Below are 22,239 nucleotides of genomic sequence, written 5' to 3'. Positions count from 1 at the left end.
AGGTTTTGGCAACGGGTCGTCCTTCGGCGGCAATTTGTCAAGCTCAGCCCCCATTGTCAGGGCAATGTGACGCGACTAAAGCTGTGCACATGACTTTGACCCTGCCCACCCCCGCATCGCCCCTCAGAATCGGCACCCGTGGCTCGCCGCTGGCTCTGGCTCAGGCCTATGAAACGCGCCAACGCCTGAGCGATGCCTTTGATCTGCCACAGGATGCGTTCGAAATCGTAGTGATCAAGACGACCGGTGACAATCGCGCCATGATCGACGCGGATCGACCGCTGAAGGAAATCGGCAACAAGGGCCTGTTCACCAAGGAAATCGAAGAGGCGATGCTGCGCGCCGAGATCGACATCGCCGTGCATTCAACAAAGGACATGCCCGTTGAACAACCCGAAGGGCTGGTCCTGGATACGTTCCTGCCGCGCGAGGATGTGCGCGACGCCTTCATATCTCCGCGATTGGGCTCGATCCACGATCTGCCCGAAGGCGCCGTTGTGGGCACCTCGTCTTTGCGGCGGCGGGCGCAGCTGCTGAATCGGAGGCCGGATCTGAAAGTGGTCGAGTTTCGCGGAAACGTGCAGACACGGCTGAAAAAGCTTGAAGACGGGGTTGCCGATTGCACGTTTCTGGCAATGGCAGGCATTCGCCGTTTGGGAATGGAAGAGGTTCCGGCCAGCGCCATTTCCCCTGACGACATGCTGCCAGCGATCGCGCAGGGCACCATCGGCATCGAACGGCGCTGCGACGACATGCGCGCAGCCGAAATGCTGGACGCGATTCATCACACCGAAACGGGATGGCGCCTGGCGGCAGAACGCACATTGCTGGCCGCGCTGGACGGGTCCTGCGAAACCCCGATCGCCGGTCTTGCCGAACTGGACGGCGACAAACTCAGGCTGCGAGGCGAAGTGCTGCGCCCGGACGGAACGGAAACCGCCAGCAGGGATATGACCGGCCCCGTCGAGGATGGGCCTGAGATGGCCCGCGCGATGGCGGCTGAACTGCTTGAACAGGCGGGACGTGATCTATTCGATTGGAAAAATTCGCAATAAGTTTTCCTAGTGTGAACTTGATCACTGTAGAAGGCGGCGCGATCAGGCATTAATGTGACATACCGAAGAGGAAGTCGGGTCAGTCTCGAAAGTATCGAAAAGTTTTCAGATTGCCGGTGTTTTAATCAGTATTCGAGGGGGCGAGGCTGACCCCCGGCTTCCAAAGGTAGCGGGTCGCTGTTGAGTTCAACGGCGACCCGTTTACGTTGTGCCGGATTGCGTTGTGCCAGACCCGCGTTCAGGAAATCGCTTCAACGGCGTGACGTACGGCCTCTCTGGTCTGTTCCAGATCCGCTTCGGTAACCGCCAGAGACGGGTACAGTTTGCCCGGAGCCTTGAAGACCCCATGCGCCCGCAACGTTGCATTGTACGTGGCGTTGCGTTGCGGATCATCATGGTTTGCGCTGCGATAGTCCCGACATTCGGCCTTGGTGAAATAAATGTCGAACAAGGTCTCGTCACCGCAGATGCGATGGGCGATGCCCGCCTCATTCAAAGCGTCCGATTGCATCTGCTGCAACTGCCTCCCAATCGAGCGCAGGTTTTCATAGGTGCCGTCGCGCCGCAAAACCTCCATCGTCTTCAGCCCCGCCGCTGAGGCGACGGGGTTGCCGGACAAAGTGCCCAACTGCATAAGCCAGCCCTGTTCTCCGACCTTCGATTTGTCGAAATGCTTCATGATCTCGGTGCTGGCACCCAATGCCGCCAGAGGGAAACCACCACCGGTGATCTTGCCAAGCGTACAGATATCCGGGGTCACGCCATATCGCTCTTGTGCGCCGCCATAAGCCAGACGGAACCCGGTGACGATCTCATCAAAAATCAGCAGCACACCAAATTTGTCGCACAAGGTCCGCAAGCCCTGCAAAAACCCCGGCTCGGGCGGGATGATCCGCTGCAAGGGTTCGACCATGATCGCAGCGACATCGTCATGTTCGTCCAGCAGCGCCGCCACCGCGTCAAGATCATTGAATGGCGCGATCAGCATCTGCTCGGCCACGCTTTGGGGGATACCGGCACTGTCGGGAACGGCCTGCGGGAAATTGACCCGGCGGCTGGGGGCCAGGCTCATCTGCGCCTCGGCGCTCATGCCGTGATACCCCCCTTCGAACTTGAGGATCTTGTCGCGCCCGGTATAGGCACGCGCCAGCCGCATGGCGTACATGTCAGCTTCGCCACCAGAGGCCACGAAACGCACCTGCCCGCAACAGGGGACGGCTTCGATTATGGCCTCGGCCAGTTCTATGCCCTTGCTGTTGTTGGCAAAGAAGGTCATTCCTTTGGGCAGTTGCTCCAGCACCGCTTCCATCACCTCGGGGTGACCATGGCCCAGCAGCATCGGGCCGGACCCGATCAAATAGTCGATATATTCGTTCCCGTCCTCGTCCCAGACATGGCTGCCCTCGCCACGGGCGATGATGATGCCCGGATCGAAGTTGCCGAAACCGCCAGCTGGCAGAACCTCTTTTGCGCGTGCTATCCACTCGGACTGTGTCTGGATCTTCAGCATCTCAATCAATCTCCAAAATCGGGGCGCCAAGGATTTCGAGGTCAGGTGTCACACCTAAACCCGGGCCTTCGGGCGGTGCAATCCGGCCGTTTTCACGGTTTGGTGCGTCGGGGCACAGGCGCGGAGCAACGTAAGAGGACAAGTCGCAAGTGTTCATCAGCGATCCATGCGGGGTCGAAGCCGCAAAATGCAGCGAGGCCGCCGTTACGATATCCGATCCCCAGGTGCATTCTGCACAAATCTCGGCACCCAGCTGCACGGTCAGATCGCGTGCACGGCGCATTGCCGAAAGACCGCCGAATTTCGACAGTTTCAGCGCCACCGCGTCCATGCAACCCAACTCATGCGCCCGCATCAGCGATGCAAGATCAAAGGCGCTTTCGTCGATCTTCATTGGCAGACCCGTCGACTGACGAACAGCGGCGCAGTCTTCCAGTGTTTTGCAGGGCTGTTCCAGCATCACATCCAGATGCGCCACCGCGCGCCCGGTTCGCGTTGCCTGAAGGCGCGATGCGCCGCAGTTCCAGTCGCCATACACAAGCGGTCCGGTTCCCACGGCTTCGCGCACTTTGATCAGCCGCTCGGTATCGGCTTGCCAATCACCCTCGACACCCAGCTTGACCTGGAATTGCCGAATGCCCGTCTGAAAGGCTGCCTTGGCGATGCGCGCCATTTCGTCCGGCGCGATACATGTGATCGAATGATAAAGTGGCATATCTGCCCGCGTCCGCCCGCCCAGCAACGCGTAAACCGGCACCCCCGCCGCGCGGCCGAACAGATCCCACAGTGCAATGTCGACGATCGATTTCGCGTAGCTGTGGCCTTGCAGAAATCCGTCCAGCTTTCGCATCGGTGCGTCGACCCCAATTGGCGAAATCCCGAGAATCTCGGGTCCCATTTCAGCGATTGCCCCCGGTACTCCATTTGCAAAGGCGGGCAGATAATGCGGGATCGGGCAGACCTCACCCCAACCTGTCAGACCTGTATCCGTCTCAAGGCGCAGGATAAGAGACGTCACGGTCGCGCAGGTCTTGCCGCCGGCCATGTGATAGGTTTCATGGCTGGTCAGATCGACGGACCAGAGTGTTATCTTGTCAATTCTCAAGCATATTCTCCTACTGGATCACCCAATGCAGCTTCGTCCGGATGCACGCCCAGCCCCGGCGCTTCGGGCAGATGCAGATGGCCATCGACGTTGCGGGGCCCTCGACCACCTGCAACATCAACCGTGATCATGTCCTGACAGGCCCAAACCGCGTGGCAATGGTCATCCGGGATCGTGGCGGCCAGATGCAGCGCTTCGGTATCGGCCAGAACCGTTCCTCCGGTGGCCATCACGAACATGTCTATCCCATGGGCCAGCGCGATATCGCGCATCCGCGCGGCCTTGGTCAGACCACCCACGCGATTCAGCTTGATCCCGAATATCTGGGCCAGACCATCGTGGGCAATCCGGACGGCATCCTGCAAGGTCACAAGGGACTCGTCCACAGACACAGGGGACGCATGAAGCCTTGAGATCGCCGCGATATCATTCAGTGTTTCACAGGGTTGCTCGAACATCACGTTCAGGTCTTCGCAGGTGCTCATCACCCGCAAGGCCTGCTGGCGCGTCCAGCCACGGTTGACATCATACAGAACAATCTCTCCGGGCTGCCGGATGCTTTCCACATCCCGCACACGCGCAATGTCCCGCTCGACGTCACCGCCGATCTTCACCGAATGCGCGATATAGCCGCGCTCGCGATATCGCTCCATGACCTCGCGTGTTTCCTCGACGGTTTTTGCCCCGACCGAGGACGCAATCGGGCGCGGTGTACGCGATCCGCCGCCCATCAGATCGGCAATCGGCAAGCCCGCCGCCTGACCGGTAATATCCCAGCAGGCCATGTCTATGGGGCTTTTAGCATAGAGATGTCCGGGCAAGGCTAGATCCATGGCCCGTTCCACGTCCAGCACGCGCCGCGGATCAAGGCCCAGGATGAAGGGGGCCATCGTTTCGATCCCGGCCCGGATGCCCGGCCCGTGCGCGGGTACATAGGTGTGCCCCCAGGGCGTGCCCTCGCCCCAGCCAACCAGACCGGTATCGGTTTCGAGCCTGACCAGCGTCGCATCAAGCGTTTCGAACTTCAGGCGCCCCCCGGAAAGCCAATAGGGATGCTCGAGCGGCAAATCGACCTGAAAAACGGTAATCGTTTCAATCTTCATAGAGCATACTCCGCCACGGGTGCGCCGAGGCTTTCAAAATCGGGGGTTACACCCAATCCCGGCGTATTGGTTGCACAAAACTTTCCGTCTTTAACGACAGGACCTCCGACGCCCGTAGATCGCGTGTTGTAGTTCATCAGATCCGTGGTGTTCTGCAGGTATTCAGGCGGGGTCGACGCCGCAAAATGGGCGACAACCGATGCGATGGCCGTTTCAATCGCGTTTCCCGCACCCCAGGCATAGGTGCCGCCGACATAGGGAAGCCCGGTCTGGTAAATTCGGATGCGGGTGATTTTCATGCGGCGTCCATTCTGGGCAGGTCGCCCATCCCTTCGCCTCGCCACAGGACAAAGGTCAGGATCGGTTGGTCCATCGTTGTCATGGCGTGGCTTTGCCAGCTTTTGTGCTGTCGTGTCTGGTGCGGGCCGACGAAGGTTTCATCCTCGTAGCTGCGAAAAACTGCTCCGCCCGCAAGGGTCAGATACAGCTCTTCCGCCTGATGGCTGTGCCAGTCATAGTCCAGACCAGCGCCCCAATATCCAACGTAGCCGCGCAATTGGGTCGAGTGGAAATGCCCGGTCGGTCCGAACAGTTCGTAATACCCGTACCGATTCAGGAAATCCGCACCGACTTCCTCTTCGGTATATGTGTGTTTCCATTGCGCCAGATGCGCGCTGGCCTTGATCGCCGCGACCAGATCACGGGTTGGCGCCACGCCATCAAGGCCAAAATCGCCCACCAGATCGGTCGCCGGAATGTGAGCAGGCTGCAAACCCGTCGGTGTCAGATCGTCCGGCCATGATGCAAACGCGGCAAGGTCACGATGCGCCTGATGCAATTGGCGGGCCGCCTCGAGAACATCATCCAACGTCATGGTACCACCACGATGTTGCCGGTATGCTGTTTGGCGATGAACGCCGCTTGCGCGTCCCGCAACTCCTCCAAAGGATAGGTTGCGGCCAGAGCCGGCTTGATTTCACCGGCTTCAATATATGTCACGAGGTTCTTCATGACCTCGGGTCCGATCACGGTCGAACCGGTGAAGGTCAGATCGCGCAGATAGAACGTCCGCAGGTCAAGTTCGACCATCGGACCTGCAATGGCCCCCGAACAGGTGTAGCGCCCGCCGCGCTCCAGTACGTCGATCAGGTTCGGCCAGTAAGGGCCACCTACCACATCGGCGACCACGGTGATCTTCTCGTCGCCCAGCGCCGACCGCAGATCTTCAGGTGTGCGGGGCAATATCACATCTGAGCCAAGATCGGCCACGTCGGCGTGTTTGGATTCGGATGCCATCGCAATCACACGCGCGCCACGGCGTTTGGCCAATTGAACCAAAGCACCACCCACCCCGCCAGAGGCACCGGGTACAAGAACGGTGTCTTTTTCCGTCACGTTGGCACGGGACAGCATCCCTTCAGCGGTAGAATAGGAACAGGAGAATGTGGCCAGTTCGGCATCCGACAGATCCGAAGTGATCGGCACCGCATTGACCGCCAGAGTCGTGGTATATTCGGCGAACCCGCCATCGCGTTCCGAACCGAAGTACCCTGTCTTGTTCATGTTGCCGGGATCAGCCGGATCTCGCAGCCAGCCATCCGTGATGACACGCTCGCCTATACGAGCGCTGTCCACGCCCTCGCCAACGGCAACGATACGGCCGCAGACATCTGCGCCCTGAATGCGCGGGAAGGTAATCGGGTTGCCGCCCCATGTCGGGTCTTCTTCACCGACTTCCTCGAATGCGCCACCGGTGGTCGCATCCGTTACGGTCTTGGAATACCAGCCGGACCTCGTATTCACGTCGGTATTGTTCAGGCCGCAGGCTGCGACCCTGATCAGAACTTCACCGGCCGCGGGTTCTGGGCGCGGCCAGTCTTCCTGCATTACCATCTGTTCCAGACCACCATGGCCCATTGTGACCATGGCTCTCATCGTATCGGGCAGGCTCATCAAGCGGTCTCCAGTATGGCGTCACTGCGGGGCAGCAAACTGTCGGGGTCGTAGGCAGGTTTGTCCAGAACACGGGCGGTACGGGGTTGGCCATGGATCACGACCTCCAGCTGTGTCCCGGCCTTGGCCGCTTCGGGCTTGAGGTATGCAAAGGCCAGAATCTTGCCGACGGTGTGGCCATACGCGACCGACGCCGTGGACCCGACGACGCGCCCGTCCAGCAGCACCGCCTCTCCGCCATGCCCATCAATCTCTCCATCCGGTTCAATTGAAAGATAGGCACAGATCCAGGGCAGATCGGTGTTGAGCGTCTTGTCCTTGCCCAGATAATCCTTGTCGGTGCGCGCAAAACGCTGCACGTCGGCCTCGGCCAGAGTGACCTCGTTGGTCAACTCGCCCGCGCCTTTGAAGCCCTTCTCCATTCGCATCACGTTCATGGCAAAGCTGCCGTAGTCGGTGATGCCATACGCCTCACCTGCCGCCCAAAGCGCGTTGTAGACGTCGAGGCAGGCAGCGTTGGGCATGTGCACTTCCCAGCCCAGCTCTCCGGCATAGGACATGCGGAAGGCCCAGACCTTGTGACCGGCGATGGTGATTTCCTGCGCGGAAAGCCAGCGGAACCCGGCATTGGTCAGATCGGCATCGGTACAGCGCGCCAGCACATCCCGCGATCGAGGACCGTTCAGCGACAGGGCCGACCAGTCCGCGGACAGCGCGGTGATCTGCACATCCTCTTCCGCGCGCTGCTGCGCCAGATGATCCAGCAGGCGCTGTTCGAAGAAGGCCGCACAAACCAGATAGAAGCGGTCGTCGGCCATGCGGACAATCGTGGTCTCCAATTCGATACGGCCGCGACGGTTCAGCATATGGGTCAGCGTGATCGAGCCGACCTTCTGCGGCATCCGGTTTGCGGTCAGCCGGTCAAGCAAGGTATAAGCCCCCGGCCCCGAAACCTCGACCTTGGTGAAAGCGGTGACGTCCATGATGCCGACGCTTTCACGAACGGCTTTGACCTCGGCCGCGACCATGTCGTCGGCAGGTGTGCGGCGGAAGGAATAATGGTCGCGCTGTTCCACCCCATCGCGGGCAAACCAGCGGGGGCGTTCGAAACCATACACTTCTTCATGCACCGCGCCCTTGGATTTCAGCAGCTCATGCAGCGGCGACGGCTTGATCGGTCGCCCGGCCAGACGGTTGAAATGTGGAAAGGGGATTTCATGGCGCAGGCAGTAGTCTTCTTCGGCCTTGATCACCTGCCAATCCTTGGTCGCATAGCTGCCGAACCGGCGCGGATCGAATTCGCGCATCGAGATATCGGCGGCACCATGCACCATCCACCGCGCCAGTTCGCGGGTCAGACCCGGCCCCCAGCCGATGCCGATCTGGGTCCCGCAACAGCACCAATAGTTCCGAACCCCCGGCGCTGGTCCGATCAGCGGATTGCCATCCGGCGGGTGCGAGATCGCCCCGTGCACGTCGCGCTGAATACCGAGTTCGGCAAAGATCGGCATCCGGTTCAGGCTTTCCTCAAGCCACGGCATCACCCGGTCGTAATCCGCGTCGAACAACCAGTTTTCGTATTCCCACGGGCAGTGATCATGCCAGACCGAGTTCGGGTTCTCTTTTTCGTAAATCCCGATCAGACCGCGCTGCTGCTCCATCCGGATATAGCCCGAGACCTTGCGGTCATCACGGATCACCGGCAGTTCGGTGTCCAGGTTCTGGAATTCAGGCACCGGCTCGGTCACGAAGTAATGGTGCGTCATCGAGGTCATCGGCAATTGCAGCCCCGACCATTCGCCCATCTGACGGGCATAAGTGCCGCCTGCGTTCACCACATGCTCGCAGGTGATGGTGCCCTGCTCGGTCTCAACCGCCCACTCGCCATTCTCGGCCTGCGTGATGTTGGTCGCGCGGCAGTTGCGGAAGATACGTAGGCCTTTCTGACGCGCACCGGTCGCCATCGCCATGGTCACGTTGGTTGGATCGACATGTCCGTCATCCGGTGTGTGCAACGCGCCTAAAACACCTTCGAGGTTGTAGAACGGGTGCAGTTCGGCCACCTTTTCGGGACCAACAAGCTCAATATTGAAACCCAGCGACCGACCAACCGACAGGGTGTGGCGCAGCCAGTCCATCTCATCCTCGGTATAGGCCAGACGGAACGAACCGCAGCCATGCCATGTGACGGGCTGGCCGGTTTCGGCCTCCAACTGACCAGAGTACAGGCCAATATTGTAATCCACGCATTTGCCCAGTCCAAAGCTGGACGTCGAATGCGTGATCTGCCCCGCTGCATGCCAAGTGCTGCCGCTGGTCAGCTCGGCCTTCTCCAGCAGGACGGTATCAGCGCCCCAGCCTTCATGCGCCAGATGATAGGCCAGACCGACCCCCATCACGCCGCCTCCGACAATGACCACACGGGCGTGTGACGGCAGTTCGTTCCCGGACATGATTTTTCCTCTTCCCGAGTCGCGTTTCTGCTCGACAGGCTAATTCCACAAATGTACCATCGTCAATCATGAATGACACAAATGTATCATCAACCGTTCTGGACCGCCTGAGCCAGGAGTGGGACGCGCTTACCCCCGAGGCGCAGAAAGCCGCGCGTTACGTTCTGGAAAACCCAACGGATGTTGGGGTTTCAACCGTGCGCGAGATTGCCGAGGCGGCCAAGGTGAAACCCAATACTTTCGTGCGCATGGCCCGGCAGGTGGGCTTCGAAGGGTACGAAGATTTCCGGGCCCCCTTCCGCGAATCGATTCGACGGGGCAACGTGTCGTTTCCAGACCGCGCGCGTTGGTTGCAGGACATTGGCAAGTCAGGGGAACTGGGTGGGCTTTATGCCGATATGGTGGGCGCGGCGATCCGCAATATCGAAGAAACCTTTGCCGGAATCGACGCTGCGACCCTGAAGGCCGCCGCCGAGGTTATCTGGAACTGCCGCCAGATCTTCACGCTGGGCGTTGGCGTCAACAACGCGAACGCGCGCAATTTCACCTATCTTGCGTCGACCGGGATGAAGCAGTTTCACGCCATTCCCCGCCCCGGCTCGAACCCGGTCGATGATCTGGCCTGGGCCGATGAGCAGGACGTACTGATCGCGATCACCTGCCACCCCTATCGCACCGAAGTCATCGAGGCGATCAAGCTGGCTCGGCAACAGGGTCTGACCGTCATCGGTATTTCCGACAGCCCGGCAAGCCCGGTGATCCTGAACGCCCACCACGGCTTTGTCGTCGCCGCCGACACGCCGCAGTTCTTTCCGTCATCCGTTTCGACGATTGCCTTGCTGGAAACGCTGCTGTCCTTCGTGATCGCAGTGTCCAGCGATGAGATCGTCGAGCGGGTGGAACGGTTTCACCAACGCAGACACCAACTTGGCCTCTACGCGGAGGAGCCCGAATGAACGCACCCCTGACCCACTCACTGGACGCGCGATACTATACCGACCCTGCGATTTTCGAGCAGGAAATGCAGGGGCTTCTGGCCCGAACGTGGCAGTTTGCGGGCCATGTCGCGCAGGTCCGGGAAACGGGGGATTACTTTGCGTTTGAGATCGCCGGCCAGAACCTGTTCTGCATTCGCGGCCGCGACGGCGAAATCCGCACCTTCTATAACGTCTGCCAGCACCGCGCGCATGAAATGGTCACCGGCGCGGGCAACACGCGTGTCGTCGTCTGCCCTTACCACGCCTGGACTTATGAGCTGTCCGGTCACTTGCGCGCCGGACCCAACATCAAATCCGTCCCCGGGTTCGACCGCAGCGCTATTTGCCTGACCTCGGTGCGCACCGAATTGTTCAACGGTTTCATTTTCGTCAACCTCGACGACAACGCCGCGCCAATGGATGAATGGTACCCCGGTGTGCGCGAGGAAATCCGCGCATTCGTCCCGCATATCGACGATCTGGAACCGCTGGAATGGGTCGAGATCCCCGAAAACTGCAACTGGAAGGTCAGTGTCGAGAACTACTCGGAATGCTACCATTGCCCGACCAACCACCCGACCTTTGCCGAAGGTGTGGTCAAGCCCGAAACCTATGACATTCAGCCGGACGCGGGCGGCGGCTACGTCCTGCGTCACACAACGGAATGCCAGAGCCTCGACAAGATGACCTATCCCATCGACCTGTCGGTACCGCACGCGGGCGATTACCAATCGTGGTTCCTGTGGCCGATGTTCTCGTTTCAGTGTTATCCCGGCAACGTGCTGAACACCTATCACTGGCGCGCGGTTGATGCCGATCACTGCACCGTCTGGCGCGGCTGGTACACCGAGGGAGGCTCGGACAGTGCGGTTATCCGGCAACTGGCGGTCCAAGACCGCGAAACGACGGTCGAGGAAGACATCCGCCTTGTGGAATCCGTTCATCGCGGGCTCAAGTCGCGGGGCTATCGCCCCGGACCGCTTGTTCTGGATCCGGGCTGCGGGGTGATGTCGGAACATTCCATCGCGCGGCTTCAGCAATGGATGCGCGAGGCTGTGGATTAGTGGCCGAGGTAGCACGCTGATGCTGATGCCTGAAGTCTGGCGCCCGGAACACAAACTGTTCCCCCATCAGGTCGGGTTCACCTGCCCGCCGTTCGATTTTGACGCCGCGCCCTCGGATTTCCTGCGCATGTGCCCCGAAACGGTGGGCGTTCACGGGTGGATGCTGCATGTGCCAGACTACGTGCACGGGTTGGATCAGCGGAGACAGAACTTTGGCATGCTCGAAGACTTCGTGCACTGTATGTCTCGCAACGGTGTGGATGTCTGCGGTCAGGTCGGTTCAAATTGGGTCCATGCCTGCGGGCTGGGCGTGGAAGGCGTTCGGCAACACTGCGAAGGCCTGTCAGACAAATATGGCACCCGCTTTCACATGGCGGGATATGCCATGGTCGAGGCATTGCGTGACCTGAATGTCGAAAAGGTTGCCCTGAACGCCGCCTATCATTGGCCGGAATGGTGGCAGGGCACGGTCGGCTTCTTGAAAGAAGCCGGGTTTGATGTGGTCTGGGCCGGGAATTTCCACGATCAGGGCTGGTTCGACAGTCAGGAAGACGTCAATTCCTGTCGCTGGGTCTTTGACGGCGATCTGGCACTGAAAAGCTTTGAATATGTGGCCGACAAGGCACCTCGGGCCGAAGCGATCCTGATCAATGGCATGTGCAATTTCCGCACCGGTCCCGGTGGCTTGCCCCAGCGCCCGCTGCATCTGGCCGATACGCTTGAAGACACGCTGGGCAAACCGGTGATCGGCCACGACATCGCGCTTTACTGGCGCATCTTCAAATCCCTCGGTATCGCACCCGACAAACCGCACGGGAAATTGCTGAAACGTCTTGAGTTGTTCGAGAGGCCATAACCATGCACAAAATCCTCGCGCTCTGGGCCGTGCCCAGATCCACGTCAACCGCGTTCGAGTGGATGATGCGGCAACGCGGTGATCTCGACTGCCTGCACGAGCCTTTTGGCGAGGCGTGGTATCAGGGTGAAGACCCGCTTTGGCATCGGTTCCAACCGGGTGATGTGACAACACCGGGCCTGACACTGGACAGCGTGTGGCTGGACATTCAGCAGCGGGCGAAACGGGGGCCGGTCTTTCTCAAGGATTTTCCGCATTACATCAACCACATGTGGGATGCCGAGTTTCTGTCGCATTTCACCCACGCCTTCCTGATCCGGGACCCGGCCAAGACCATTACTTCGATGTACAAACAATGGCCGGACTTTGCCGAAGGCGAGGTTGGCTTTCCCGAACAGCGCGCGCTGTTCGATCTGTTGACGGCGTTGAACGGAACTCCGCCGCCAGTCATTGACAGCGATGACCTGCTGGAAGACCCACATGGCATGACCCAGGCCTTCTGTGACGCGGTGGGAATCCCATTCATTCAGGAGGCGCTGACATGGGAACCGGGCGGTGATCCGTCCGCCCTCAGCTGGTGGGACGGCGGGTCGTTCCATGGCAACCTGGCGAAATCGACCGGGCTTGCGCCGCAGACACGCACGCATATCGACATCGCGGACGCGCCAGACCGTGTGAAACAGGTGCACCGCAGGATGAAACCGCATTACGATCACCTTTACAAACACCGCCTGACACACTGACACACCGGAGACCCGCAATGGCCGACATTTTCGACGAAGACCTGTTTCTGAAAGGACTGGAGCAAAGGAAGAACACGCTGGGCGCAGAGTATGTGGAAAAAAACCTTGCTGCCGCCGACGACTTCACCCGCCCGTTTCAAGAAGCCATGACGGCCTGGTGCTGGGGGTTTGGCTGGGGCGACGACGTGATCGACGCCAAGACCCGGTCGATGATGAACCTGTCGATGATCGGTGCGCTGGGCAAGATGCATGAATGGGAAATCCACTGCCGGGGCGCTATCAACAACGGGGTTTCAAAGGAAGAAATCCGCGCCATCATCCACGTGGTCGGGATATATTGCGGTGTTCCTCAGGCGCTGGAGTGTTTTCGCGTGGCCCGCAAGGTGCTGGAAGAAACCTGACGACCCGTCACAGACCAGCCGCCGACAACAGCCGCACGCCTTTCTCGTAGTGTTGCCGGTTCTTGAAACAGCCGGGCCAGGCCCAGCGTTCGGCCGTAAAGCCCGGCTGCAATTCCAGAATCTGCCGGGCATGTCGACGCGCCAGGGAATGGTTCCCGGCGGCGGCGGACAGCATGCACAGCACGACCCTGGGGCGAACGCGTCCGGGGTCAACCCGCAACACGTTATGGGCATGCTGCCACGCGGCCTTGTCCCCGGTTATCATCATTGCGATTGCCAGATTTGCTTCGATCCAAATGGGCGGATGCGGCGTCAACGCCAACGCTTTCTTGCAGACCAAAACGCCTTCTTCGGCCCGGTCATCATACACCAACAGGATGCCGTAATATCCCAACAGTTCCGGGCTTCCGCTGAAACGTTCCACGACGGCAAGCATCAAGCTGCAAGCCTCTGACGTGTTGCCGGCAACACTGTGGGTAAAAGCATGGAGGGCCGAGCAATACGGGTCAGTCGGGTTCAGAGTGCGCAACTGTTTGCATTCGGCCTCGACCATTGCCAGCGTCTCGGCCGGGTTTGCATCCATGCCCAGGCGGATCATGTCCAAATGACAGAAACCGATCGCCACACGGGCCGGCAGGTATCCGGGGTCAAACTCGAGACAGGCGCGGTATTGACGGATGGCATCCTGCAACCCGTCTTCCGTTGCCTGACTTTCCAATATGCGCGCTTTCTGGAACGCAGACCAGGCCTCGGTCGAAGTGGCACGACCAGACCAGATTTCTGACCAATACCCGTCACGCAATCGCAGTTGGAGCGCCTCGACAACCTTCATGGCGATTTCTTCGACCGCGTCGAATGTTTCCTTCGCACGAAAGCGGAACCGCTGTGTCCAAAGGCACACCTGATCCGCGGTTGACGTCAATTGAGCGGCCACCCGCAGACCTTCCGCGCCAACCACGCTGCCGCTGAGAACATAACCTTCAACCGCGCCTTCCTGCCTGCGCGCGTCACGCAGTTCGATCACGTCGGACATTGTGCCCAGAAGAAACATGAGTTCGTCTCGTATTGAGGAGGCAGCAATGCTGATATCCGGCGTTTCCCCGACAACCTCAAAAGGCTCAACCACAACCGCTGGACGCAAGCGCCCCCAATGCACCGGCAAACCGCGGCCAACCAGAACCGGTCCGTCTGAGTCTGTATCGATGTCCCAATAGGCCTGTCGTTCAACCGTCAGCCACGCCTCGAACTCGGGGTCGGCAACGTCCAACCCTTCAAGCAATTCAGCCCGATCGGAACTAAGCTGCTCGTCAAACAGATCAACCTCGACAGCTGTCAGATTGATCGACACCGTTTCACGTGTGACTTCAAGAAAATCAAGTTTGTGCTTGGAAAAGTGCTTGCTGAGAACACTCAGCTCTTTGCGCAGCGACGCCGCGCCTTGTGCGGGCGAACTCTCGCTCCAGAGCTTGTCCTGCAACCAAGCCCTGCTGCGTATCGCGTTTTTTGACAGAAGCACCAAAGCAAGAAGAGCTTTCGCTTTGGTGCCCCGAGGCGTCACATCCTGACCGTCGTCACGGATAATCTGAAACGGTCCGGTCAAAAAAACCTTGGTTATTGCCTCAGTCACTTACAGCCCTCAAGAAACGTTCGGGGGTTGTCGTTAACCGCTGCATCCAAATATGACGATACCACCCATCGCTTCATAGGCCAGTTTGCAGCACCATGACTCGTGATCGGGGTTCGGATCCGGCTTTTTGTCACTCAGGTCCGGAACAACGATATGAACCAGATCCTTGGTATCATAGACAAACCTGACCTCAGGGTTACCACTGTCCGCGAGGATTTCTTGAATTTTGCGTTCCGCCGCGTCCTGATCATCTTGCGACCCCAGCGCACGGCCGCGCGCGGCATTCAGAACTTCGCACCCCAAGTCTTTCAACGAATAATTCGGGTTGATTGTCAAACGAGCCATGTAAAATCTCCTTCTCAAACAACAATGCCCGCTTGTATACCCCGTTATATGCTTATCCGGAAATGAAAATGACCGACACGTTGATTGAACGCGCTGAAACTGCTCGGCTAATTTCCAAACCCTCGTTTGCCGAATTCCCCAAAGCTGCGCCGATCCACGCGGCTTTTCGCTTGATCGAGCTGCGCGACGGAGCTCTGCCGCCCAAGGGCGGGATGGGCCATCGCGTGTCTTTCGGCACCGGCCGCACACCGGAAGAGGCGGCGCGGCTGGCCGGGTTCGAAGCGATTGAGCGCTATGCCTTGCAATACAGTGCCGAAGCACCACAAACCCGCAAAAGCCTGATTGCGTCGGATGGCGCATCCCATGTGATGCCAAACGACGCGCTTGCACTGGGTGTTCCGGGCAGTGACGGAAAGGTCACTTCGAAAGGTGCCGCGGCTGGCCCGACACATGAAGCCGCTGCGCTGTGGGCGGCGCTGGAGTGTTTGGAACACGCTCTTGGATCGCAGGGGTTTGACCACCTGGCGCCGGACACGGTCCTGCCCCGTGATTTGACGCAGTGGCTGCACGTCCAGCTGCGGCAACTGAGCCTTCACATCCTCGAAGTTCCGGGCATCGGCCTTCTGCTGCGCGCGGTCTGCGCAGATGCGGATGGCGGCAGGCCGACCTATGGATCGGCGCTTTCCGCAAATCTGGCGCAGGGCATATGGCACGCAGCATCCGAGGCGGTGGTGTCTTGGCGCAACATGGTGATGCTTGAACACAACGGTGTAACGGATCACGGCATGGATGCCGAACAGGCCCGTCTGTTCCGGCTTTATCGTGGCGCGCAGAATGACCGGCCTGTTGCTCCGACGCGGTTGTACGACGTGCAGGCGTGGGACAGCCCGAACCCGTCGCTGACGACGGTATTGACAGCGGCAAGCCGCGCCCTCGGTCGTCCAGTAGCGGTTTTTGACATGACGGCACCTGAAATTCCCCTTCCGGTGGTCAAAGCCGTAGCAGTTTGAGCACCTGTCAGGATACGTCTCTGGGAAAGCGTGTCGTGTCGCCGTTGGTCTCTGCCTTGCAACGGTCCGCGAACTCCAAAAGCTGCCTGCAACGTTCGGTCTCGGGCAGGCTGCGGACAACCCGCCCCGGATCAACATGCGGAATTTCAACAAATTCGACACGGGTGATCACGCGCGGCTTGGCGGCAACTGTGATCATCGGTCCGACCTCGATCAGGCTGGCCAGAGCATAGCCCGAGACAGGGCGCGCCGAAGCGCCTGTTCCCAGCGTGATATCATCCAGAAACCGGGGATCGTCGTCGGCAGGTCCGAATTCAAGTCGCATGTGCATTCCCGGCGCACCGCGCCTGAACCGGACCCAGCCCCGAGGCACCCCGCCCGCACCCACAAACAGTTCTGCTGTATGGAATGCCTGAATATACAGCCCAAGCGGATCTGAGAATGCCATCGCCCGGCCCGCAGGTGACTTGCCACAGTTCCCCGCGGCCAGTTCAAGCGTATCGCTCACCAGGCGGATCCCTGCATGCCCGCAGTACAGATCCTGCCGGTTCGCGAAATCAAGAACTTCTTCAAGCCGGGCGCGCCGCCTGCTCTCGCCGTCCTTCACGAGATACGGGAAGGAAGAAAAATGCATGGTCTGGATCAGATCGGTCAAACGGTTCGTGCCCTTGGCCAGAAACAGGGCATGCTGGATATTCAACGGATGTTCCGGCGGATGCGCGTCATCATTGCCCACCAGCCTTTTGTGAAAGCGGGCCGCACGCTCGGACACATCCATCGATGTCCATACCGACCGTGAGACTTCAAGCAGGTCCGTGCAGGAGTAGAAGCGCCCGGTCACCGATGCGACCACCGACAGGAAGTGATCGAGATCGAACACCGCCATGAACTGCCACCACTCCACAAACTCGGTAGTGGCCACAAAACGCTTCGGGCGCAGTCTGCCACCGGCATCGGGTCGCATTACCAACGTGTATTCAAGATATTCATTGTGCAGCTCAACCCTGCCGGGCCAGCCTTGGTCACACACGCGCGCCGCCAGCTCATCGCCCAGACAGTCCCGCGGTTCCCGGGGATCGGCGCGCCATCTGAACCCATTCGAAGGCTGGCCCGCCTCTATGTCACGCGGATCCATGACCAGAAACGGGCTGACACCTTGCACGTCGAATATGTTCTGAATGCTTGAATTCCACGCTGACCGGGTGGCTTCGTTCACGCCTTGATCAGCAAGTCCCGGCGATTGGAATACAGACATCAAAGAACACCGTTGGGCTTCAGAGACACTAGAATGGAAAGTCAGAGGTCGATGCCCGCAGGGTTTCAATTCCGACAGGGCGATCGCCACCGGTGACGAACAAGGAAGCATCATGGAAATCGACCTGTCATGGGGCCTGATAGCTTCATCATGCCCACCCCGCCTGTTCAGGCAAATGACGGGTCCACCACAATTCGGGCGTACTGTTCACAATGTGGATTTCGCTACCGCAAGAACGACCGCCAACGATGTTGAGGCGATCTCCATCAAATGTTTCAAGCGACATTTTCGCGGCCCCCCGGAAATTCGCCATCTGTTCGGCCAGAATGCCCACCGCAACGCGTTCACCCATTCGGATACTGTCGAAATAGTCGCTGTAGAAATGTACCCCTGCAAAATTGCGCCCGATCGCGATATTCGCAGCCAACTTGTTCAGCTCGCCATTCAGCGTAAGCTTCGCTGCGTTGTCCTCTGGCTGCACGGACTCAACCAGTGTCCTGCCACCCGGAGCCGGAACAAAGACGCGCGGCATACCCGCCTCTGCCAAAGTTACCCTGGACCCGTCCAGCGCATGTGTTCTGAAGAACGCCTTGAGCAGCGTCGCGCACGCCCCGGCAACTGCGCCATGCGCCGCCCCGTAGGACGGCTGCATTGGCGAGCCCTCGGGATAAGCAACAGGCAAAAGCAGGTTGCGATCGATTTGTGGCAGCCCTTTATGAGAAACCGCGTTGTGGGCGAACCGCTTGGTGGCCGGCGCGGCGGCAATGGCTTCCACAAGACTGAAATCTTCGCAGGCGGCGCTTTCCAATTTCTCAAGATGGGCTGCGGCAAACGGTTCCGCTGCCCCAAGCACCGCGCCATGACCATTCGCCACCAAGGTTGCAACGCTGCCCAGCTTTTCAGGGCGGGCGCGGTTGTGCACCTGAAAGGTCTGGCGTCGCACGGCCCGCATTGCCCTGGTCGCGGTTTCTGCCAGCATTGACAGCGCGTGTGATCCGCCCCAATGGGCCCCACTATCCTCCGCACGGGAATTCCAGACATCGGGCAGACCGTCATCTGCTTGAAACCCTCTGCCCAACATCAACAGGCAGGCATTGAAAAAAGCCTGATAGATCGAGTCGAAATGCACATAGGTAGCAAGGTCGCGAGGTGTTTCAATAAACTTCGGGCCACAGGCCTCAAAGGCTTGTTCGCCGGTTGCGTCCGCCCCGTTCTGAACGTCCAGCCACTCGGCCCAGTCCCGCAAATAGTCCACGCCAACAGCCTGAGGTACAACCCTTTGGTCAAGCCGAAATGAACCAAACGGCATTGTCCCTGGTGTTGTTGTTTTTTCCAACCACCGCCCTTGCACATGCGCCGCGTCTGACGTCAGCGGGCCGTACCCCTGCAAAAGGAACTGCGACATGTAAGGCCCTTCCGAACAGCCTTGGCTCGAGCCGCGGAACAAAGTTCGCGAAGACAGACCTTCGCCATCTCGAACCTGGCGCGCCGCCGGTACTTTCCCGATCTCGGCACCGCTGGCATCCTTTGGGCAACCGTCTTTGCGGAACCACTCCAACCGGCCCAGGGCGCCAAGCACCTTGTCGGTTCCCTCGGCACCATCCCGAATGGTTTCGAAGGGCACATCCCGCAGACAGGCCATCGCATAGAGTTCGGCCATCTCTGCCGCCAGTTCATCTGACCCAAGCCTGGGCGCCGGAGCGATACCCAAACCGCCGGCATCCAATCCATTGAACCCCAACCGATGACCCAGGATCGGCCCTTCCCACGCACGCCATCTAAATTCACCACCCTCTGATGGCGCGGTGCGGAAGGGCCCGGAATAGGCTGGCGTGTCAAACAGCGTCAGCCTGTTTCCATGATTGTCGGTGCCGGTTGGGTCAGCCACTTCTTCCAGAAACTCGGTATAAACCTGCGCGTCGACAATACCATTTTCGTCATGCCGCAAGCCCTTCGAAAAGCTCGTGGGCCAAGTCCCGGCAAACAGGTCTGCTTCGCCGTTATGTTCGGCGGCTGCCCCGTCTCTGGCACCAATCGGCGCGTTCGAAAGACACTGATCCCGGTTCAATCCACGATTGGGCTTTTCCAGGTCCTGCCAGGGTTCAGACGGAATGATATGTTGCGGCATGTTGCTCTCCCGATCGACGGAGACAACGATTCGCACGAAGCCGTTACCGGATCGTGACCGGTCATTCCGACAGGCTTTTTGCCCTGTTCTGCAACACTTTGAGAATGTCCAGGGTAGAAAAGGCTTCGATCGCGCTGGACACCAGGCCCCGCCGCCGCATTCCGATCTTTCGAGAAATTTCGGAATCCAATGCAAGACAGGATATCACGGGCCCAGCCAGCTTCGAGCCGCATTCCACCGGACAGAAAGATAAAGAAAGTTGGATGGCGGAGACGAAGGCAGCCATTTTGTCGATGCATCAGATGATGACTCTGGTCTCAACATTATAATAATAAACAATATTATCGAATTTTTCGCTGCAACCCATTGCACCTCGTCGCAACTGCTGTCAGTAGTTTTGGCGGGTAAGTTGAGGGGTATGTATGCCGAAAGTAGCGAAAGAACTATCTGCACTTGATGTGAAGAGGTTGAAGCACCCGGGCTGTGTTGGAAACTCTACATTCGCGGTGGGTGGAGTGTCAGGTCTCTTGATGCAAATCACTCCCAATGGTGGACGCACATGGCTCTTGCGAGTTTCTGTAGCAGGTAAAAGACGAGAAATTGGGTTAGGCGGCTATCCTGATACTTCTTTAGCCCAAGCGAGAGAACGTGCACGGGAAGCGAAGGATCAAATCCGGCAAGGGATTGACCCTGTAGAAGAACGTAAGTCTGCAAAAAAAGCGCTCGTCATGGCCCAAAGACGGGGGTTGTCCTTTGCTGAAGCAACCGAGAGATGCCTTGCGGCAAAATTGGATGCATTTAAAAACGAAAAACACCGCGATCAATGGCGCAACACCATCAACACCTATGCGATGCCTGAACTTGGAAAGTTGCTAGTCGACGAAATAACTGTCCAGGATGTTCTTCGCGTTCTTGAGCCAATTTGGAAAACAAAAACTGAAACTGCCTCTCGGCTGCGCGGGCGCATTGAAACGGTTCTATCTTGGGCCACCGTTGCCGGGCACCGTACTGGTGACAACCCTGCGCGCTGGGGAGGAAACCTGAAAGAACTTCTACCCGCCAAGTCCAAGATTGCAAAACAGAGCAACCAACCCGCTGTCAAAATAGACGACGCACCCAATTGGTTTGCTGCTCTTCGTGAAAGAGATGGAATGGGTGCTCGCGCACTTGAGTTTGCGGCATTGACCGCGGCCCGCTCGCAAGAGGTTCGTGGCGCACGCTGGGAAGAAATCAGTTTTGAAACGAAGCTCTGGGTCATTCCAGCGGAGCGGATGAAAATGGATCGGGAACATCGTGTACCCCTGTCAGACGAAGCCACCGCACTTTTGGAGGCATTGCCCCGGTTTGAGGGCAACTCTTTGGTTTTTCCCGCCCCGCGTGGAGGTGAAATGTCAGATATGACGTTGAGTGCAACAATGAAACGAATACACACAAGCGAGGTCGCCAATGGCAAGGTCGGTTTCATAGATAGGAACAGTAAACGACCAGCAGTACCGCATGGTCTGCGCAGTACGTTCCGTGATTGGGTCGCCGAACGCACGCATTTTCCCAGCGAGATGGCTGAAATTGCGCTGGCTCACAAGATAGGGAACGCTGTGGAGGCTTCATACCGCCGCGGTGACATGGTTGAGAGACGGCGCAAGCTAATGACTGAGTGGTCAAATTTCCTGAATGGAGAAGCGGCCGTGGATGGCAATGTCTCCAGATTGGTGATCCAATGATTGATTGGCGCGATCTCTACCAACGACGCGATTGGATTGCCATTGAGAATTGGTGGCGCAGTTCGGACGATACCGCTCAGTTAAAAGAGCTGTTGGAATGGCTGAAGCGCGACGTACCAAAAGTTACCCGTCAAAACGGTATAGAAGAAAAACCAGATTACGCACGTCCCGACGAAGCTCCAGAAGAGTGGAAGGGTGCGGCAAAGATACTGTACCTGGGCGAGCTGGAGGCATTGGTCGAAGGTGAACCTGAACCGGCCAGTGCGGAGTGGCATAGAGAACGCGATAAGGTGGTCGGGCAGCTCGAAAAATTCACTGCTTTGGAGGAAGTTACAGATGGCGACCCGGAATTGTCGCGCCGCTCGCACGCTGATAAAGCTCTTGATTTCTTAAAGCAAATCGAACTCGGTTATGAGTGGATGAGCCACGAAGTGGACCCAGATGAACGTGAATGGCTTTTGGAAGTAATAGCACATACTGCGCACAATGCCTTTTCTGCAGGCGTTCACGCCTTTGCCGCAGCGGGAAAGGAAATTGAAGTACACGCACTTCGGGGACAAAAAATTGCAAGGTGCGCCTCGGCGGGAGGTAAGTCAAAAAACCGCGAAGGAAAACCGGAAAGGGAAAAGATCCTGGCGCACATGCAGGCGAGCATTGAAAAAGGTCACTCTGATTCGGCCGCTGCGAAGCATGCGTTCAATGCTGGTCTGGGAACTTCTGCCGAAGCCAACCGAAAGCGTTGGATTCGAAACAGATAGCTCAGTCTTGTTCAGGCGGCCTAACGCCCCAAATTGCCCGACCGCCATCGCCGCGAAGGAGTTCTTCTTCAATTTTTCCGTTCCGAATACGCGTGCGCGGGTTTGGAGGGCGCGTCATATTGTATTTTCGAACGTAGGGTGTGCCACACAAAAATACTTGCTGCCTTTTTTGAGG

Annotated in this window: 21 protein-coding genes; 9 read left to right on the top strand and 12 right to left on the bottom strand. The window is 58.6% G+C overall.

Annotated features, from left to right (window positions below; translation table 11 throughout):
- The first annotated feature begins 89 nt into the window (after positions 1–89).
- A complete protein-coding gene (gene hemC / locus ACR0FB_RS14025) occupies positions 90–1,055 on the top strand; it encodes a hydroxymethylbilane synthase (RefSeq protein ID WP_171635112.1) in 966 nt (321 codons plus the stop codon).
- 238 nt (positions 1,056–1,293) lie between these two features.
- Here hemC and ACR0FB_RS14020 read toward each other — a convergent pair whose 3' ends face one another.
- From ACR0FB_RS14020 to ACR0FB_RS13990, 7 genes are read right to left on the bottom strand one after another with little or no spacing between them, the layout of a single operon-like run.
- Positions 1,294–2,565, bottom strand: coding sequence for an aspartate aminotransferase family protein (locus ACR0FB_RS14020; protein ID WP_480621405.1), 1,272 nt, complete (start codon positions 2,563–2,565; stop codon positions 1,294–1,296).
- A gap of 1 nt (position 2,566) precedes the next feature.
- The gene (locus ACR0FB_RS14015; protein WP_480621406.1) at positions 2,567–3,670 is read right to left on the bottom strand and encodes a mandelate racemase/muconate lactonizing enzyme family protein; all 1,104 of its coding nucleotides are present in this window, start codon (positions 3,668–3,670) and stop codon (positions 2,567–2,569) included.
- The gene (locus ACR0FB_RS14010; protein WP_171724325.1) at positions 3,667–4,773 is read right to left on the bottom strand and encodes a mandelate racemase/muconate lactonizing enzyme family protein; all 1,107 of its coding nucleotides are present in this window, start codon (positions 4,771–4,773) and stop codon (positions 3,667–3,669) included. Before ACR0FB_RS14010 ends, ACR0FB_RS14015 begins: the two co-directional genes overlap by 4 nt.
- Positions 4,770–5,072, bottom strand: a complete 303-nt coding sequence (locus ACR0FB_RS14005; RefSeq protein ID WP_480621407.1) for a hypothetical protein — start codon at positions 5,070–5,072, stop codon at positions 4,770–4,772. The genes ACR0FB_RS14010 and ACR0FB_RS14005 overlap by 4 nt, the downstream gene beginning before the upstream one ends.
- Complete coding sequence (locus ACR0FB_RS14000) at positions 5,069–5,647, bottom strand: dimethylsulfonioproprionate lyase family protein (RefSeq protein ID WP_480621408.1); 579 nt, start codon at positions 5,645–5,647, stop codon at positions 5,069–5,071. Before ACR0FB_RS14000 ends, ACR0FB_RS14005 begins: the two co-directional genes overlap by 4 nt.
- Entirely contained in the window at positions 5,644–6,726 is a 1,083-nt protein-coding gene (locus tag ACR0FB_RS13995) for an alcohol dehydrogenase family protein (RefSeq protein ID WP_480621409.1), read from the bottom strand. Before ACR0FB_RS13995 ends, ACR0FB_RS14000 begins: the two co-directional genes overlap by 4 nt.
- Positions 6,726–9,179 (bottom strand): FAD-dependent oxidoreductase, encoded by a 2,454-nt coding sequence (locus ACR0FB_RS13990; RefSeq protein WP_480621410.1) that lies wholly within the window; start codon positions 9,177–9,179, stop codon positions 6,726–6,728. The genes ACR0FB_RS13995 and ACR0FB_RS13990 overlap by 1 nt, the downstream gene beginning before the upstream one ends.
- A gap of 68 nt (positions 9,180–9,247) precedes the next feature.
- Here ACR0FB_RS13990 and ACR0FB_RS13985 point away from each other — a divergent pair, with 68 nt between their 5' ends.
- The 5 genes from ACR0FB_RS13985 to ACR0FB_RS13965 are packed head-to-tail and all read left to right on the top strand — an operon-like array spanning position 9,248 to position 13,220.
- Positions 9,248–10,135 carry a MurR/RpiR family transcriptional regulator gene (locus ACR0FB_RS13985; protein WP_209834748.1) on the top strand — a complete coding sequence of 296 codons (888 nt, stop codon included), beginning with the start codon at positions 9,248–9,250 and terminating at the stop codon, positions 10,133–10,135.
- Entirely contained in the window at positions 10,132–11,220 is a 1,089-nt protein-coding gene (locus tag ACR0FB_RS13980) for an aromatic ring-hydroxylating oxygenase subunit alpha (RefSeq protein WP_480621411.1), read from the top strand. Before ACR0FB_RS13985 ends, ACR0FB_RS13980 begins: the two co-directional genes overlap by 4 nt.
- Positions 11,221–11,239: 19 nt before the next feature.
- Positions 11,240–12,076 carry an aspartate racemase/maleate isomerase family protein gene (locus ACR0FB_RS13975; RefSeq protein WP_480485899.1) on the top strand — a complete coding sequence of 279 codons (837 nt, stop codon included), beginning with the start codon at positions 11,240–11,242 and terminating at the stop codon, positions 12,074–12,076.
- Between the two features lie 2 nt (positions 12,077–12,078).
- A complete protein-coding gene (locus ACR0FB_RS13970; protein WP_480621412.1) occupies positions 12,079–12,819 on the top strand; it encodes a sulfotransferase-like domain-containing protein in 741 nt (246 codons plus the stop codon).
- Between the two features lie 17 nt (positions 12,820–12,836).
- Positions 12,837–13,220 carry a carboxymuconolactone decarboxylase family protein gene (locus tag ACR0FB_RS13965; protein WP_152456719.1) on the top strand — a complete coding sequence of 128 codons (384 nt, stop codon included), beginning with the start codon at positions 12,837–12,839 and terminating at the stop codon, positions 13,218–13,220.
- 7 nt (positions 13,221–13,227) lie between these two features.
- On the opposite strand, the gene ACR0FB_RS13960 is transcribed toward ACR0FB_RS13965, so the two are convergent.
- Positions 13,228–14,847 carry a hypothetical protein gene (locus ACR0FB_RS13960; RefSeq protein WP_480491806.1) on the bottom strand — a complete coding sequence of 540 codons (1,620 nt, stop codon included), beginning with the start codon at positions 14,845–14,847 and terminating at the stop codon, positions 13,228–13,230.
- 33 nt (positions 14,848–14,880) lie between these two features.
- A complete protein-coding gene (locus ACR0FB_RS13955) occupies positions 14,881–15,192 on the bottom strand; it encodes a hypothetical protein (protein ID WP_171171326.1) in 312 nt (103 codons plus the stop codon).
- A gap of 68 nt (positions 15,193–15,260) precedes the next feature.
- Between ACR0FB_RS13955 and ACR0FB_RS13950 the strand changes: the two genes are divergently transcribed.
- Positions 15,261–16,202, top strand: a complete 942-nt coding sequence (locus tag ACR0FB_RS13950; protein WP_480621413.1) for a YcaO-like family protein — start codon at positions 15,261–15,263, stop codon at positions 16,200–16,202.
- Positions 16,203–16,209: 7 nt separating this feature from the next.
- On the opposite strand, the gene ACR0FB_RS13945 is transcribed toward ACR0FB_RS13950, so the two are convergent.
- From ACR0FB_RS13945 to ACR0FB_RS13935, 3 genes are all read right to left on the bottom strand, one after another.
- Complete coding sequence (locus ACR0FB_RS13945) at positions 16,210–17,457, bottom strand: hypothetical protein (RefSeq protein WP_480621414.1); 1,248 nt, start codon at positions 17,455–17,457, stop codon at positions 16,210–16,212.
- Positions 17,458–17,605: 148 nt separating this feature from the next.
- Positions 17,606–19,585, bottom strand: coding sequence for a phosphatase PAP2 family protein (locus tag ACR0FB_RS13940; RefSeq protein ID WP_480621415.1), 1,980 nt, complete (start codon positions 19,583–19,585; stop codon positions 17,606–17,608).
- A 61-nt stretch (positions 19,586–19,646) separates the two neighbouring features.
- On the bottom strand, positions 19,647–19,871 hold the full coding sequence (locus ACR0FB_RS13935) for a hypothetical protein (RefSeq protein ID WP_480621416.1): 225 nt from the start codon (positions 19,869–19,871) through the stop codon (positions 19,647–19,649).
- A gap of 136 nt (positions 19,872–20,007) precedes the next feature.
- On the opposite strand from ACR0FB_RS13935, the gene ACR0FB_RS13930 reads away from it, so the two are divergent.
- Positions 20,008–21,306 (top strand): tyrosine-type recombinase/integrase, encoded by a 1,299-nt coding sequence (locus ACR0FB_RS13930; protein ID WP_480621417.1) that lies wholly within the window; start codon positions 20,008–20,010, stop codon positions 21,304–21,306.
- On the top strand, positions 21,303–22,064 hold the full coding sequence (locus tag ACR0FB_RS13925; protein WP_480621418.1) for a hypothetical protein: 762 nt from the start codon (positions 21,303–21,305) through the stop codon (positions 22,062–22,064). The genes ACR0FB_RS13930 and ACR0FB_RS13925 overlap by 4 nt, the downstream gene beginning before the upstream one ends.
- Positions 22,065–22,239: the final 175 nt, after the last annotated feature.

The organism is Ruegeria sp. P10, assembly GCF_056534925.1.
Note: the sequence above shows the minus strand (reverse complement) of the source record. Positions and strands in the feature narration are given on the sequence as shown.

Coding starts and splice junctions, on each gene's coding strand:
- ACR0FB_RS13925 (WP_480621418.1), top strand. CDS start 21,303: ATGATTGATTGGCGCGATCTCTACCAACGACGCGATTGGATTGCCATT.
- ACR0FB_RS13955 (WP_171171326.1), bottom strand. CDS start 15,192: ATGGCTCGTTTGACAATCAACCCGAATTATTCGTTGAAAGACTTGGGG.
- ACR0FB_RS13980 (WP_480621411.1), top strand. CDS start 10,132: ATGAACGCACCCCTGACCCACTCACTGGACGCGCGATACTATACCGAC.
- ACR0FB_RS13930 (WP_480621417.1), top strand. CDS start 20,008: ATGCCGAAAGTAGCGAAAGAACTATCTGCACTTGATGTGAAGAGGTTG.
- ACR0FB_RS13945 (WP_480621414.1), bottom strand. CDS start 17,457: ATGTCTGTATTCCAATCGCCGGGACTTGCTGATCAAGGCGTGAACGAA.
- hemC (WP_171635112.1), top strand. CDS start 90: ATGACTTTGACCCTGCCCACCCCCGCATCGCCCCTCAGAATCGGCACC.
- ACR0FB_RS14020 (WP_480621405.1), bottom strand. CDS start 2,565: ATGCTGAAGATCCAGACACAGTCCGAGTGGATAGCACGCGCAAAAGAG.
- ACR0FB_RS13940 (WP_480621415.1), bottom strand. CDS start 19,585: ATGCCGCAACATATCATTCCGTCTGAACCCTGGCAGGACCTGGAAAAG.
- ACR0FB_RS14005 (WP_480621407.1), bottom strand. CDS start 5,072: ATGAAAATCACCCGCATCCGAATTTACCAGACCGGGCTTCCCTATGTC.
- ACR0FB_RS13950 (WP_480621413.1), top strand. CDS start 15,261: ATGACCGACACGTTGATTGAACGCGCTGAAACTGCTCGGCTAATTTCC.
- ACR0FB_RS14010 (WP_171724325.1), bottom strand. CDS start 4,773: ATGAAGATTGAAACGATTACCGTTTTTCAGGTCGATTTGCCGCTCGAG.
- ACR0FB_RS13965 (WP_152456719.1), top strand. CDS start 12,837: ATGGCCGACATTTTCGACGAAGACCTGTTTCTGAAAGGACTGGAGCAA.
- ACR0FB_RS13970 (WP_480621412.1), top strand. CDS start 12,079: ATGCACAAAATCCTCGCGCTCTGGGCCGTGCCCAGATCCACGTCAACC.
- ACR0FB_RS14000 (WP_480621408.1), bottom strand. CDS start 5,647: ATGACGTTGGATGATGTTCTCGAGGCGGCCCGCCAATTGCATCAGGCG.
- ACR0FB_RS13985 (WP_209834748.1), top strand. CDS start 9,248: ATGAATGACACAAATGTATCATCAACCGTTCTGGACCGCCTGAGCCAG.
- ACR0FB_RS13935 (WP_480621416.1), bottom strand. CDS start 19,871: ATGGCTGCCTTCGTCTCCGCCATCCAACTTTCTTTATCTTTCTGTCCG.
- ACR0FB_RS13995 (WP_480621409.1), bottom strand. CDS start 6,726: ATGAGCCTGCCCGATACGATGAGAGCCATGGTCACAATGGGCCATGGT.
- ACR0FB_RS13990 (WP_480621410.1), bottom strand. CDS start 9,179: ATGTCCGGGAACGAACTGCCGTCACACGCCCGTGTGGTCATTGTCGGA.
- ACR0FB_RS13975 (WP_480485899.1), top strand. CDS start 11,240: ATGCTGATGCCTGAAGTCTGGCGCCCGGAACACAAACTGTTCCCCCAT.